At 46.4% G+C, this 14,758-nt stretch carries 11 protein-coding genes; 1 reads left to right on the forward strand and 10 read right to left on the reverse strand.

The window, feature by feature from the left end; genetic code table 11:
- Positions 1 to 270 precede the first annotated feature (270 nt).
- The 9 genes from soxC to ACSBL2_RS24520 form a co-directional block, all read right to left on the reverse strand.
- A complete protein-coding gene (soxC, locus tag ACSBL2_RS24480) occupies positions 271 to 1,482 on the reverse strand; it encodes a sulfite dehydrogenase (protein ID WP_442589178.1) in 1,212 nt (403 codons plus the stop codon).
- Positions 1,483 to 1,507: 25 nt separating this feature from the next.
- Positions 1,508 to 2,110, reverse strand: a complete 603-nt coding sequence (locus tag ACSBL2_RS24485) for a c-type cytochrome (RefSeq protein WP_442589179.1) — start codon at positions 2,108 to 2,110, stop codon at positions 1,508 to 1,510.
- On the reverse strand, positions 2,111 to 3,442 hold the full coding sequence (locus tag ACSBL2_RS24490; protein WP_442589180.1) for a RagB/SusD family nutrient uptake outer membrane protein: 1,332 nt from the start codon (positions 3,440 to 3,442) through the stop codon (positions 2,111 to 2,113). It lies immediately after the preceding gene.
- Between the two features lie 18 nt (positions 3,443 to 3,460).
- A complete protein-coding gene (locus ACSBL2_RS24495; RefSeq protein ID WP_442589181.1) occupies positions 3,461 to 6,460 on the reverse strand; it encodes a SusC/RagA family TonB-linked outer membrane protein in 3,000 nt (999 codons plus the stop codon).
- Between the two features lie 268 nt (positions 6,461 to 6,728).
- On the reverse strand, positions 6,729 to 7,991 hold the full coding sequence (locus ACSBL2_RS24500; protein WP_442589182.1) for a YeiH family protein: 1,263 nt from the start codon (positions 7,989 to 7,991) through the stop codon (positions 6,729 to 6,731).
- A 5-nt stretch (positions 7,992 to 7,996) separates the two neighbouring features.
- Positions 7,997 to 9,442 (reverse strand): phytoene desaturase family protein, encoded by a 1,446-nt coding sequence (locus tag ACSBL2_RS24505; protein ID WP_442589183.1) that lies wholly within the window; start codon positions 9,440 to 9,442, stop codon positions 7,997 to 7,999.
- Between the two features lie 99 nt (positions 9,443 to 9,541).
- Positions 9,542 to 11,038 carry a hypothetical protein gene (locus ACSBL2_RS24510; RefSeq protein WP_442589184.1) on the reverse strand — a complete coding sequence of 499 codons (1,497 nt, stop codon included), beginning with the start codon at positions 11,036 to 11,038 and terminating at the stop codon, positions 9,542 to 9,544.
- 113 nt (positions 11,039 to 11,151) lie between these two features.
- A complete protein-coding gene (locus ACSBL2_RS24515) occupies positions 11,152 to 12,495 on the reverse strand; it encodes a DoxX family protein (protein WP_442589185.1) in 1,344 nt (447 codons plus the stop codon).
- A gap of 441 nt (positions 12,496 to 12,936) precedes the next feature.
- Entirely contained in the window at positions 12,937 to 13,569 is a 633-nt protein-coding gene (locus ACSBL2_RS24520; RefSeq protein ID WP_442589186.1) for a LexA family transcriptional regulator, read from the reverse strand.
- Positions 13,570 to 13,889: 320 nt separating this feature from the next.
- On the opposite strand from ACSBL2_RS24520, the gene ACSBL2_RS24525 reads away from it, so the two are divergent.
- Positions 13,890 to 14,078, forward strand: a complete 189-nt coding sequence (locus tag ACSBL2_RS24525) for a hypothetical protein (protein WP_442589187.1) — start codon at positions 13,890 to 13,892, stop codon at positions 14,076 to 14,078.
- Between the two features lie 56 nt (positions 14,079 to 14,134).
- On the opposite strand, the gene ACSBL2_RS24530 is transcribed toward ACSBL2_RS24525, so the two are convergent.
- A complete protein-coding gene (locus tag ACSBL2_RS24530; RefSeq protein WP_442589188.1) occupies positions 14,135 to 14,737 on the reverse strand; it encodes a hypothetical protein in 603 nt (200 codons plus the stop codon).
- Between the last annotated feature and the right edge of the window lie 21 nt (positions 14,738 to 14,758).

The raw sequence follows: 14,758 nt of genomic DNA on the forward strand, positions 1-14,758 counted from the left end.
CCCTTAAACAGGTATTTGGAATAGCCCAGCCACAATGTGGTTTTAAAGCCACATTTATACACCAACGTACATATTATGGGACATTTATCCTCCATCCACCCGACTGCTATCCAGCAACAGGCAATAGCAATCCATCAAATTTGATTAATTATGGGTACATGGCCTTACAGATATATTTCTGCATTTGCTGAACTTTGGTGCAGGTGTTCAAATAAATTACCACACTTTGAATAACCAGTAGTAAAATACGAGCACAGTTAGAAAAATAACTTATTTTCCCCCGTAAATCACCTTACCACTCCTTTGCACATTCCACACCGCAATCGGATTAAAATGATATCCTCCTTTACTCCCCCTGGCCTCCACTAAATCCTGGTAGGCCGGCTGCACGTATCCCGTCTCGTCAATAGCGCGACTCATGATCTCCGTTTCTGCACCCTGCCATGCCCATAAATAACGGAAAGCAGTATGTGCCTTATCCAATACCGGCCCCAGCAAGGTTGCCGGTGCCCAGTTGCGCCCTCCATTCACACTTACCTCCACAGCTGTAATTTTACCGCGGCCACTCCAGGCAATTCCCCTGATCTCCACCCATCCTTTTTCCAGCTGTACCGGGTAGGCAGGAAAGGTAATAATCGAGCGTGCATCCATCACAAAACTGAACTGCCTTATCTTTCCGTCTTTTATATTTTCCGTATACTTCGATGTTTCCTCGCGGGTCATAAACGGCGCATCAGAAAGTTCAATCCTCCTGATCCACTTGATACAGGTATTGCCTTCCCAGCCAGGGAGTAAAAGTCGTGCGGGATAACCCTGTTCCGGACGAATAGCCTCTCCATTCTGTGCGTATACAATCATTGCATCCTCCCAGCCCTTACTTACCGGAATACTTCTGGTCATCACCGCCGCATCTCCTCCTTCCGCTAAAAACCAGGAAGCAGCATTTTTCACACCAACCTCCCTGAATATCGTGGACAGCATCACCCCTGTCCATTCACTCTGGCTCGTTAGTCCGCAAATCTCCTGGGGTGTCATGTGTTCATTTCCCGTCCTGAAGTTCCCGGAACACTCAATAAAGCAGGTACGTGTAACCGAAGGAAAGCGTTTAAGCTCAGCCAGTGTAAATGTCAGCGGCTTATCCACCATCCCATGAATCGTCAGTTCATATTTCGCCGGGTCAATCACAGGAATACCTCCATGATGACGCTCAAAATGCAATGCTGAGGGGGTGATCGTTCCGTATAAATCCTGGAGTGGTGTCCTTGAGGAAGTCAAAGACGGTATCCGCACCGGATGCTCAAACGCAGAAGGAATACCGGAAGGACTGGGACCTGCGCCAATAACTTTCGTCGGATCAGCCAGGACATCCGACTCCGGTACCGCTGCCTGCACCATTTTACCGACCGAGGTCTGTACCAATACCACCGCTGCCGTTGCTGCCCCCCCCAGCCATAAGCGGCGGCTCATCTTCTTTTCTTCCATTATTTAAAATAATTAATTGATTTCTTTAGCGAATCTCCTTGCCCCCTTTACGGTCATCATCCACATACTTACTTTTGGCAGGCATCACCACCTTAGGCAATGAAGCCTGATCAAGGGTAGCACCGGCAGCAATAATCCGATTCGCATACAGCAGGTAGGCCGTCAAATGATACACTTCCTGATCCGTCAAAGAACCGGGTGCATTATATGGCATTGCCCTGCGCACATAATCAAAAATCGTTGTTGCATATGGCCAGTAAGTGCCTATAGTCTTTGTTTTAGGTGTGGGCTGAGCTATAAAAAGTGCTCCTCCCGGTAGGGGGAAATCTGTCTTCTCCCCATTGCCATGGCAGGAGATACACTTCGCCTCATAAATCAGCTTCCCTGGCTCCACTTTTCCTGTTCCGGCAGGCAATCCCCGGCCATCCGGCATCACATCAATATCCATTGCCGCAACCTGAGTTACAGCTGCCGGTCTGCCAAAGCCAAACCTGCCGGGGCCGGTAATACCGGCAACCTGCGGAGACATTTCTTTATCAAAAAATCGCGAAAGGAATAAACCACCTGCCAGCAAGCCCGTCGCAAATGCCATAGCCAAACCGGCAAATAACAAGGTGCGCGACTTCATTTAGTAGCCTGGGTTTTGAATCAATGCTCCATCAAGCTGTAATTCCGACACTGGGATAGGCAACAGCAGCTTCGTCTCATCCGTAAAATTAAGCACCGTGGTAGCCTTTCCGGTACGCACCAGGTCGAACCAGCGCTGGGCTTCAAAAGGGAACTCCAATCTACGCTCTGCTGCAATAGCCGCTAGCAGGCCGTCCTCCGTCGTTGCCGCAGAAAGTCCCAATCCTGCCCTGTCACGTACCTTATTCAGGTCCTCCGCCGCCCCTGTCAGGTTATTCTGTTCCGCACGTGCTTCTGCCCTAATCAGGTACAGCTCGGCAATGCGTAAAACATAGGTAGGGTCTGTCGCCGGACTACGGTAATACAGTGTCGCATACCAGCGGCTTTGGTTATCCAATGCCACCAGCGTGCTCCTCGTCCCGCCCTGCAGCGGATCATTCAGCGAAGCCACCAGTGCGCTGTTCGGCGCCCATTGCCTTGTCCCTCCCCTTTCCTGCGGAAGCCATTGCACCCCATGTGCATTCGTTTCATTTGTACTGTGGAAAAACTCAAATACAGATTCCCTGGTTCCTTTCGCATTATCCGGTGAATAGAAACTGTTAAAAGGTTTCAGCAAGGCATAATTATTATCTCCAATCAGTTTGGAGGCATATTCCTCTGCCTTTGCCCAGTTTTTTTGATACAGGTAAAAACGTGCTTTCAGTGCCCATACCGTCTTTCGGGTAGCCCTGAAGCGGTCTGTTGTCTCCGGCAGCAGCAATTCCGCCGCTTCCAGATCGCTCAATACCTGCGCATAGGTTTCCGCAACCGTACTTCTTGGAATTCCACGGTTACCTGAAGCCGATAAAGTTGGCGTCGTAATCAGGGGTACACCTCCCCAAACCCGTACCAGGTCGAAATAATTCAGTGCCCTAATAAAATAGGCCTCCCCAGTATACTGGTTCTTTAGCGCTGTAGTCAGCAATGGATCTGTTACACCCGGAACCTTAGTAATCACATGGTTCGCCCGGTTAATACTCACATAAATACCCTTCCACACCGTAGAAAGCGTAGAATTTTCGGCATTCACCCTGTGGTTGATAAACTCCTGAATCTGTGACTGTGATCCTGTCCATTGAATATCACCACCAGACAGGTAGGCAATAGACTGAAAACTCACATCATAATAGCTCCGTGCCCCATTATAAACACCATTAATGGCTGTCCTTGCCGAGGCAAGGTCTATAATCGTTGCCTCATCAGAAATAGAATCTCTGGGATCCACCTCAAGGAACTTCTTGCAGGACGTCGCTGTGAAAATCAGCAGTATTGGAAGTATATATTTTACGTTCATCTCTATGTCTGTTAATTTTTATAATGTCAGATTAATTCCCACCTGCACTGCCCTTGGCTGTGGTGGCGTACCCAAATCTATCCCCTGCTGATTCTGATCACTGGAAGCACTAGATTCCGGATCAAGGCCCTTATATTTTGTAAACAACAACAGGTTAGTCCCCGTCACAAACACCCTCAGACCCTCCAGCCTCACACTCCGCAGCAGTGGCTTAGGAACCGAATAACCCAGCGATACCGCTTTCAACCTAAGGAAAGAACCATCTTCCAGCCACCTGCTGCCACCATCCTTGTAATTGTTATTATTGATACCATCAGGCCTTGGTGTATCCGTCACATCGCCAGGCTGTTGCCATCTGTCATTATTGCTCGCAAAAATGATCCTCGCCGCATCCCTCGCGCCCCCGCCTTCACCAAAAAAGCGGTTATGGTTATACACCTTATTGCCATAAGAAAAAGAGAAAAACACATTCGCATCAAAGCCCTTGTACGTAAAACTATTCGTCAGTCCCCCGAAAAACTTAGGCCAGATACTTCCCATAATCTTCCGGTCGGCCACGGTAATCGCCCCATCGCCATTCACATCCTCATACACAGAATTTCCCGTCTGCGCATCCACATATAGCTCATTATACACCCAGAAGGAATACAGCGGTGTACCCTGTTGCTGTAAGATCAGGTCCCTGCTGCCATACCTCAGCGGCGTAGCCAGCTTTTCTACTTTATTTTTATTCTGTGCCACATTAAATGAGGTATTCCAGCTAAACTCCTCATTCTTCACATTCACCGAACTGATGTTCAGCTCAAAACCATTGTTACTAATCTCCACTGCATTGCTCGTAAATGTGCTAAAACCTGTCGTACCCGGCAGTGCCATAGCCAGCAATCCATTGTCGGTATACTTGCGGTAATAGTTAAATTCGACCGACAGGCGATCCGCAAAAAAAGAAATATCTGTACCCATGTTAAACTGCTTCGTACGCTCCCATTTTAAATCCGGATTGGCCAGCTGCAGTGGCGCCGTACCCGGACTATCCTGGTAAGAACTGCCACCACTCCATAATCCAAGCCGGGCAAAATCATCTATCCCATTTTGGTTACCCGTAATCCCGTAGCTGGTACGGATCTTAAAATCACTGATAAAGCCAACATCACTCAGGAAATCTTCCTTCTTCAATCGCCAGGCCGCCCCTACAGAGGGAAAATATCCCCATCGGTTATTCTCCCCGAAACGGGAAGACCCATCTGCTCTCACAATCACGTCAAACAGGTATTTGCCCTCATAATTGTAATCTGCCTTAGCGAAAAATGAAGCCAGTGTATTCTTCGACCAACCCTGCGTACCCGTTGTTGTCGACGCAGAAGAAATCTGTTTAAAAGAATTATTGGCAAAACTCCTGCCTGTAGCCCCGGTAAAGGTAGCCACATCACTTTGCAGCGTATTACCGAGCAACAAACCAATAGCATGTTTACCCAGACTCTTGCGGTAAGTCAAAGTCTGCTCATTGATCAGGGAAGTCGACTGGCTAATGGTAGAAGTAGCCAATCCTGCCGGACTACCCGAAATCAGGAAAGTATTCCAGTATTCAGATTCATCATAATTGTTATAATCTACACCCACACTCGAGCGGAAACTCAGGCTTGGTGACAGCTTAATCTCGGCATATAAATTCCCGATATAGCGGAGACTGGTAGAATGTACATCATAATATTGCAGCAACAGATCGACATTATCAAACCCTGCCCTGCCCACCGGCACACCCTGGTCATTCAATGGCGACAAATACGTTGGCGTATGTAAAGCTGCCTGAAGCAATCCTCCTGCGGGGCCATCCCCGGCACGTGCCTGGTTACGGTGTGTCCTGCCGAAAGTATTGCTTACACCAATCGTCACCTGGTCATTAATCTTCTGGTCCACATTCACCTTAAACGTTGCACGTGAAAAAGTAATCGGCCTTAAAATCGACTCCTGCTCATTGTAACCACCGGCAATATAATACTTCGTCCCATTCGTTCCACCCGATAAAGACAGGTCATAATTCGCTAAACCTGCAGTACGGAACACCTGGTCCAGGCGGTCATACGTCTGCTGTTCCTCCGGTGTTCCTCGTCCACCTTCCGCCACAGGGCGAAAAGGGCGTGATGCAAAAGCGCCTCCGGTATTCAGCCAGTTCTCATTCACCAGCGTCGCATGTTCCGGTCCCGTCGTCAGCTCCCACAGCTCTGCAGCCTTCGCCCAGCCGAAAGAAGTATTAAAATTAATCTTGGGCTTCTGGTTATACTTCCCCCTTTTGGTCGTCACCAGAATCACCCCATTGGCGCCACGCGAACCATAAAGTGCGGTCGCATCGGCATCCTTCAACACCTCCACCGACTCAATATCCGAGGGGTTAATATCCGCTATCGGTGAAGTCGCCTTGCCACCGGTACCTATCGTCTGCAAACTATTGCCGTTAATAAATACGCCATCCACCACATACAGCGGACTATTTGCGGCATTGATAGAAGTAGCACCGCGCAATCTGATATTAATCGCCTCACCGGGAACACCCGTATTCGAGGAAATCTGTACACCAGCCACCTTCCCCTGCAATTGCGCATCAAAACTTCCCGCCGGAATATCCTTCGTATCGGTCAGCTCCAACTTTGTAATTGAGCCAATCATATTCTTGCGCTGCTGGGTCACATAACCCACCACTACCACATCATTCAGTTCATTATTCAGCTCCTTCAACTCAATATCAATATAACCGCCATTGGCAATCACCTCCCTCCTCTCATAACCTACAAAACTAACAATCAGCGTATAAGGAAACTTCTGTCCGGTAACAAAGCTAAACCGGCCATCGCCATCAGCGGAAACCTCATGGGTAGTTCCCTTGATATGGATTCTCGTCCCTGGCAGGGGACTACGTGTCTTGGCATCTAAAATCCGCCCATTCAGGGTAGAGTTTACAATAGGCCTGGTCTGCTGCGACCAGGCAAAAAAGGGTGTAAAAAACTGGAATAGCAGGAACATAGCAGATCCTCTAGCTATCAAAGCTGTTATTCTGAAACTTTGCATACTTTTGCATTGGTAAAATTTATGGATAAAAGCAGGACTCAGGTCCAAGTGAAACCTGCTTTTTAGAATTAAGCCTGGGGGGATACGCTTGTATTCCCCTATTTTATGACAGCCAGGCACTGTTCGGGTAATTCTTCTCTTATATTTTCCTCCTATATATTAGTCATCCTTTCCTATATATTCATCCTCACTTCAGCATACTTTCTTCATCCGGCATTCATCGCTACCTTCCAAAAAGCAACCAGGCAATAACCAGCGTCACGATCACATTAAACAGCTGGGCAATCAGGAAAGCATACAATGGTTTCTTATTCTCATTCTTAAACAAATCCTTAAAATTTGTCTCCAGTCCTATACTCGTAAAAGCCAGTGTAAACCAGGCATTCTGCATATTCTTCAGGCTATCCTTCACGCCTGCAGCAGTTTCGGGGCTCAGGAAAAAAGAAAACAACACCGAAGCCCCGATAAAGGCAAGTACAAACTTTGGAAAACGCTCCCATATCACCTTCAGCGTAGGCTTCTCCACAGCATCAGCCCCCTTGGCGGTCTTGTTATACGACCAGTAAATACTAATTGCAAAAGCAGCTATACCCAGCAGCACATTCTGTGAAAACTTCACAATCGTACTGATCTTCAGTGCTTCCTCACCCACCAGCGTTCCCGAGGCCACCACTGCACCGGTCGTATCAATACTACCACCCAGCCAGGCCCCCGTCACTTGCTGCGGGAACGAAAAATAAGCTGCTATATAGGGCATAAAAATCATCATTGGAATCGCCGTAATCAGCACCATAGAAATCACATACGACAGCTTTTTCGGATCCCCTTTAATGGCACCTGAAGTCGCAATAGCCGCAGACACCCCGCAAATAGATACCGCACTGGAAATCATCATCGTCAGTTCATCATCTACTTTCAGTCGCTTACACAGCCAGAAAGCGAAATACCAGACCGACAAAACCACCACCAGCGCCTGGATCAGTCCCAGCGAACCCGCTTTCAGGATATCCGAAAAGATCACCGTCGTACCCAGCAGCACCAATCCAATCTTCACAAAAAGTTCTGTAGAAAGACTATCTCGGAACCATTGTGGCAGCTTAAACAAATTGCCGATCACCAGGCCAATCACCAGACTAAAAATCACGGCTTCCAGGTTCAGCGACTTCACAAACGTATTTCCGGCAAGCACCAGTGCAAAAACCGTCAGGACATAAATTGCGGGAAAGCCAATCACAAAATTCCGAAGTGACTTCCCTGTCAGCAGGGCTCCTAAAGACCCCACAACCAACACAAACAACAGCTGAATCACCAGCGTCAGCACATTGGCGCCATTAAACACGGTAGTCAGCAATTCCTCAGTACTACTCCATTTATAATGGGGTACCGGCACAACATAAAAAAACAAAGAAACGGCAATCACCAGTGCGCCCAGCGCCACAACTGCCCAATCCTCATGAAGTATAAATAATTTGTTTTTAGTGGTCATTCGTATTAAAATTTAGGTGATTTCAAGTTAAAAATATCGGCCAATGCCTGTTTTGCGGCATAATAACCGCACATTCCGTGCACCCCACCACCCGGAGGGGTAGAAGAAGAGCAGATATACATTGCCTTTGCCGAGGTTCTGTAGGGTGAAATACGTAGTGCAGGGCGGGTATATAGCTGGCGGACATCAATCACGCCGCCATTGATATCCCCTCCAACATAATTCGGATTATACGCTTCCACCTGTACCGTATTCATCACCTGTTTATCCAGTATCGTATCCTTAAACCCGGGGGCGAAGCGCTCCACCTGGTCCTCAATAGCTTGGGTCATATCCTTCGTCGATCCATTAGGCACATGGCAATAGGCCCATGCCGTGTGCTTCCCTGCGGGTGCCCTGCCCGCATCAAAAATACTCGGCTGTGCAAGCAGCACAAAAGGCTTTTCAGGATGTACTCCCGATGACGACAGCTGTTCTGTACGCTCGATCTCTGCGAAAGTATTCCCGATATGTACCGTGCCGGCCTCCCTGCAGGCTGCTGCAGTAAAAGGAATCTGCTCAGACAAGGCCCAATCCACCTTAAACACCCCCATTCCATAGCGATAATTCTTCAGCTGCCACTTATACAGCCAGGAAAACTCCTCAGCGGCAATGTCAAGCAACTGCCGTGGTGTCAAATCAAACAGCACCACCTTTGTGGGGGGGAGGTCGGCAAGCGACTTCAGCATATGCCCCGTTTCCACCTTTCCGCCAAGGGCAATAAAATACCTGGACAGGGCATCGGCTACCGACTGTGACCCTCCTTTGGGAATAGGCCAGCCATGAACATGGCCCACAGCAGAAAGCACCATCCCTATGGCTGCCGTAGTATAATTCGTCAGTGGCTGAATAGAATGTGCCGTCATTCCCGCCCAAAGTCCTTTGGCCTTCTCAGTTGAAAACCGATGGGCAATAGATCGGGCAGACTGCAGTGCTTTCAGGCCAAACCTCGCCATCAGCATCGGATGGTCAGGAAAGCGGAAAGGTGCCAGAATACCTCCCACCAGCTTATCCCAGTCGCGCACCAGCGGGCCAATCAAATCCAGGTAAGCCTGTTTATCCACCCCCAGGTCAATAGCCGTATCCTGCAACGACCTGCTTAAAAAAGCTGCCGTTCCATCATCAAAAGGATGTGCCGCAGCCAGGGCAGGTTGAATAAAACGAAGACCATACTGTTCCAGGGGTAGTGAATCAAAAAACGGGGAGGCCACTGCCATCGGATGGATTGCAGAACACACATCATGTCTGAATCCTGGCAAAGTCAGCTCTGCCGTCCTCAGTCCCCCGCCAATCGTATCCTTCCCCTCCATCAGTAACACTGACAAGCCCTGCTGCTGCATTGTAATCGCCGCAGCAAGTCCATTGGGGCCAGAGCCCACTACCACCGCATCATATTCCTTTACTACTCCCATTTAACACCTTCTCCTATTATACACCAATTCATATCCATCACCTTAAACCTTACCGTAAAAGCAACATCCAGCATCCTTATCCTAAAGAATAACATCAGATCAATACTTTCCAGCATTCAAGGTACTAGTTTTCAGTGCATACTTTCTATCCACCCTATTTAAAACTATAGAAACAGAATCCCTGTTCTCATCCAGTCCTTTCAGCAGCACCTGCCTACCATCTGTTGTCGTATAATGCAGCACCATCCTCTTTCTTGCCTTCTCCTGCTTGCGTTCTGCAGTAATCCCCTTCAGGCGTCTACCTGTTAATCCACGCGCATCAACCTGCGCATACTCCTGCGCGTCAGTAAGGAAGTTAGGCTGCGGAGCCTCCTTCTTCAGCTTTGAACCCTTTTTGCGGGAAGCCGAGAAATCACTGGCGCGATACTTATCCTGTAAATACAGCACCTTATTCACGGTATCTGCTTCATAATAAAAAACCCTTCTGCCGCCACCCAGGCCTGCAATCTCAAAAGTCCTGTTGATATCCCGCATAGGCGAACCGCCGCCATTAGACAAATCCAGTGGGGTAGGTTTATTCTGGCGGAACGTCAGTGTAGTCCAGTTCTCGAACGTCACCTCCTGCCAGCGCAGTGAATCCTGTGGAGAAAAAGGAATCAGCTCATTATTCAGCCTAAACTCCGACACACGGTAATATCCTCTCAGTTGAACCACTCCTTTTGCTGCCGGTTGTTTATAGGGATCATACAGGAAATTATTCAGCTGTAAATAAAAAAACACACCCAGAAACAACACAATCACGCCAGTCTTCAGCACCACACGTGTCGTTTTCAACCAAGGTTGCGTAAAGCGGATATTAAAATCAACCGGCACCGTAAACTTCTCGCGAATAAAAAGATCATAAATCCTTGGCATATCCACCGCCAGCAGAAAGGCCGCATACAAGACAAAATAACTGCTATACACATGCACGCCGCCATCATAGGCAAAATTCACATACACAATATCGCCCAGTGCGCCGAACAGGATAATTGCCCCCAGGGTAGTCGTCTTTCTGAAAAACAACAAAGCCCCGGCCGTCAGCTCCACAATACCGGCAAACACCTGGTACCAGGGCACAATACTAATCGACAGCCAGTAAATCTTCTGCGCGGTAAGGTCGCCGAAATTGGTATTCAAAATCCCTAACGAGGGATAAGGCATCTGCACGGGCAGCACCTTCGTAAAGGCAAAGCCAATAATACCTATCGCTGCCCTGTAACGCACCACCACCGTAAGCCAGTAATACAGCTTATTGTAATTCGTATTCCGCTTATCCAGCAGCGTCCATATCGTTCCTCCTACCACTGCAATCCCCAGGATAATCAGCCAGTCGCCATACCCATAAAATCCGGACCCGCGCAGATACACCGGTTGAAAACGTGCGATATCATACAAATCCCTATAGTGCAAGCTAGTCCAATCAAAATGAAAGGCCTGCGTATACCAACCGGGATTCGTCGGTATCGTCATCAGCACAAAAAATATAAAAGCTATACGGAAAGCCACCCTTTGGTAAGGCTTCCAAATTAATTCCGGAGAGTTACTCATCATCATATTTCATTAGTCATATCCATAGGGCATTCATCAATCAAAATTGAATTCATCCTATTACCATATTGGTTATTGCACTGTTATATTCTTCATCCTGCCAGTTCTTATGATGGGCACTATAAAGTCAAGCCCTCGCGGCGTCCTACCTTTTTAGCTGCTTCAAGCAGGTACACCTTATTCTTCTTCTGTAACACCACTTCCACCTTAGTACCATCCAATCTTCCATTCAGCCGCAGGGTAGCATCCGGCTGCAGTATATAATGCAGCTGCCCCACGTTCTTATGTGTCCGTTTATTGCTCAGCAGCAACACGTGTTTAGCGGTATCCACTGCATAATCATAATAGCGACGGCCTGTAGTTCCGGATGTTTCAAACACACTCAGGGAATCGGCCAAGGGCACCTGTTCCACATTGTCATTCCATACCGTATCGGTTTCATTCACCTTCACACTCAGGGTCGCCCACTGCTCAAAAACCATATCCTGCCATTGCAGGCTACCGGCAGCATCATCCGATTCAAACTTCGTCACCACATACCATCCTTTCAGGTCCTTCAATCCAGGCTTGGCACTAAAAAGATAACTTCCTTTCGCAGCAGACCGCTGTACACTAAAACCATACAACACCACAAAAACCAGCACCAGTGCAGATTTCAGCACCAGTCGCGCTACCCGCTGTTGTTTATTCCATTGCAACACCTTGCCTGCCGGTGCTACAGGAACATGCAGCACAATAAGCTTCACGATACGTTCCGCATCATAGGCCACCAGGAACAAAGCAAGCACCACCAGATAAAAACTATACACCACCTCGCCGCCTTCATAGGCCAGGTTAGACATAAACACATTCCCGAGGAAGAAAATAATAATCGTTGCCCCAATAACAGACGTTCTTCTGAACAGCAACAGCCCCCCTGCGATCAGCTCCACCGCGCCCAAAAAAGACTGGTAACCGGGCACAATCCCCAGGCTTAATGAGAACAACTTCCAACTGGTGAAATCTCCATATGGCGTATTCAGGCTACTGATACTTGGATACGGCGCCTGCAATTGAAAAAGCTTAAGAAAGCCATAAGCAATCACTGCAATAGCCAGCCTGTAGCGTACACCAATACGGAGATAAGCATAGAGCTTTTCCTCATTCTGGCTATGCTTATCCAGTGCAGACCAGATTAGGGCGCCCAACAGGGCAAGAACAAAAACAAATCCCCAGTCGGCGAAAGTAGCCAGCCCCCAGTCATTGGGATCATAGGTAGCTGAAAGAAATTGGGGGGTATATTTAGAGAGCTGGAAAATCTCCCGGAAGCTTAGGTCCAGCCAGTTCAGTGAAAACAGGTGGCGATAATACTTCCAGTCCAGCGGAAAAACCTGAAGTACAAAATAAATAAACGTTATTCTGAAGATCAGCTTATCTGAGCTCCTCCAAACTTTATGTTCGGGCGTAATGGTAGTATTTAACATCTTATCATCTTGTTAAGGTGTGGAATAATTCAGGCATAGTTATCCAGGGGCAACCTTACGGGAGCCTATACATTCAGTAGAAAAAATTGGGGGATAAGATTTCTAAAGCACTGTTAGCAGATTAGCAACAACAGAACATTTTTGTAGAGGGGTATTGATATTGGCGTGCAGAAAGCACAAATTCATTTTCAGACATTAATAGCCTGGTTCTCACATAATTTGTCAAATTATCCATACACAAATATATACGGATTATGATCAAAATCAAATTAAGACTACCATTTTAGTATATTATAACCATATTGTTACATAAATATCCAAAGAAGCTCATTATTGGCAGCTAAACAGTCGATTGTAATATTCAATTGACCTGTTGCAATTTAAAAGCCAAGTCCATTACTCTTTGTAAGCGGCAGGTCTGTAATCATTTCATCATTCAGGTTATTCAAGACGAATCACCCCAACAACAATTGCAATACCGTCAATTTCTGTCCATGGGATATCAAAAGGATCATAATCTTTATTATCACTCACGGCTGTTACACTCTTGTCATCCTCCGATTTCTTTAACCGTTTGATCAGTATCCCCTGATCTTTAGTAGATAGTATATAAGTTTTGTTCCACTGAATAAACTTATAATCGTTAAGAATCCTGCAGGCCACTACATCACCACTATTGTACTTGGGTGTCATACTATTTCCCTTCACCCTGATCATAAAATCGACATTATCAAAATCAGGCACAATATACCGGGATTGAATATTCTTCTCTTCTATTGAAAAAGACACATTGCCAATTCCAGCAAATGCCTGAATGTTCACCAGAGGAATACCTGTTGCATGTAATTCCGCAGTTCCTTTTTGTGTGTTTTTAACAACAGCTTTGACTTCAGCATCATCTTCCACATCAGATAATAGCCAGTCGAGACTTACCCCTACGCATTTTGCGATCACTTTATCGTAATCAATAGAGTTTCTGGAATACCAGGAAGAAAGGGTTGTAGGTCCAATTTCAAGAAAACTGGCCAATTCAACATTTGATTTCAAATTATACTTCAATTTTATTTTGTTCAAAATCAAAGATTTGTCTAAATATAAACTCATTTTGCGTATTTAATATTTCAAATATACGCATAATGCGTTATACTTGTATAAATATTTATTGATATGTAAATGCTTATACAAGTATAACCATTATGGAAACCCAAAGCAAAAAAATAAAACGTCCAGAAAATACGCCATCAGGAAAATCAACAATTGCGTATAAAAGAATCAACTTCTGTAAAAAGAGTGATTTGATCGATTCCATTTATAAACAATGAATAATTATTGACGCTAACCCTCAAGTACCAGTTTACTGGCCGTACAATCATTCAAACTTAAATCCTTACCACATGCGCGACAAAACCCTTCTAATCAAAAAGTATTCAAAAATAGTATCAAGGTATAACGAAATGTATTTCGGCTTAATGATGAGAGATGAAGAAATCTACAAGACGCTGGAAAAAGAATTTGACCTGAAGCCTAAAACCATATACGGAATCGTCTTAAAGATGAGTAAAGTAGCAGCAAACGAAAATTAACACACCTCCGTAAAACATAAAAAAGCCCTTGAGACAAATCTCAAAGGCTTCCTTGTTTAGGTTAAAAATGCGGGTATCTCCACCGCCGGAACCGGCCTCGAGCTTTCCTCTTTATACTTCACCTCCAGCCCAGGATTTGTAACCATAACATGGTTACGCGTTCTGCTGGTGGAATGATCAAAAATCGTCGTATTGTAGGAAATAACCGAAAAGACCACTCCATCAGGAGCAAGGTCCTCTTCGTCCAGCACGCGTGTTAAAGGACTCATCACATTTTCAATCTGTAATCCCTGCAACACCTGATGTACAGCTGCAACGAAATCAAAATGCTGCAATGCCAAGTCCCGGACCGGAGATCCCGGAAACGAGTCAGCAAGATGTTCACAATAGATGGTAAATTTTAAATTTCCGCTGCCTTTCTGGGTATTCCCTCCTGTAGTCTGCCAGGCAAACGGTTCATATTCCATTAATACCGCCGGAAGAGGCAGGGAAATCCCTGCTTCAGGAGTTCCCCCTGCAGTGTCATCTGTTTCGGGAGGAACAAACTGCCCCATTTGTTTATCAAACCACATTAGGTCAGGTAAACCATCAGGAAGGTTCTTCAACTTTTCCATCAGTAAATCCCCTATCGTTTTTAATATTTCTTTTTTTATACTCATTAGTTTTCAGATAATATGGCA

The sequence above is a fragment of the Pedobacter sp. AW31-3R genome (assembly GCF_052180285.1).
Classification (GTDB): Bacteria; Bacteroidota; Bacteroidia; order Sphingobacteriales; family Sphingobacteriaceae; genus Pedobacter.

Bases quoted from the DNA above. Each gene is read 5' to 3' on its own strand.
- soxC (WP_442589178.1), bottom strand. From the start codon at position 1,482: ATGGAAGAAAAGAAGATGAGCCGCCGCTTATGGCTGGGGGGGGCAGCA.
- ACSBL2_RS24485 (WP_442589179.1), bottom strand. From the start codon at position 2,110: ATGAAGTCGCGCACCTTGTTATTTGCCGGTTTGGCTATGGCATTTGCG.
- ACSBL2_RS24490 (WP_442589180.1), bottom strand. From the start codon at position 3,442: ATGAACGTAAAATATATACTTCCAATACTGCTGATTTTCACAGCGACG.
- ACSBL2_RS24495 (WP_442589181.1), bottom strand. From the start codon at position 6,460: ATGTTCCTGCTATTCCAGTTTTTTACACCCTTTTTTGCCTGGTCGCAG.
- ACSBL2_RS24500 (WP_442589182.1), bottom strand. From the start codon at position 7,991: ATGACCACTAAAAACAAATTATTTATACTTCATGAGGATTGGGCAGTT.
- ACSBL2_RS24505 (WP_442589183.1), bottom strand. From the start codon at position 9,442: ATGGGAGTAGTAAAGGAATATGATGCGGTGGTAGTGGGCTCTGGCCCC.
- ACSBL2_RS24510 (WP_442589184.1), bottom strand. From the start codon at position 11,038: ATGATGATGAGTAACTCTCCGGAATTAATTTGGAAGCCTTACCAAAGG.
- ACSBL2_RS24515 (WP_442589185.1), bottom strand. From the start codon at position 12,495: ATGTTAAATACTACCATTACGCCCGAACATAAAGTTTGGAGGAGCTCA.
- ACSBL2_RS24525 (WP_442589187.1), top strand. From the start codon at position 13,890: ATGCGCGACAAAACCCTTCTAATCAAAAAGTATTCAAAAATAGTATCA.
- ACSBL2_RS24530 (WP_442589188.1), bottom strand. From the start codon at position 14,737: ATGAGTATAAAAAAAGAAATATTAAAAACGATAGGGGATTTACTGATG.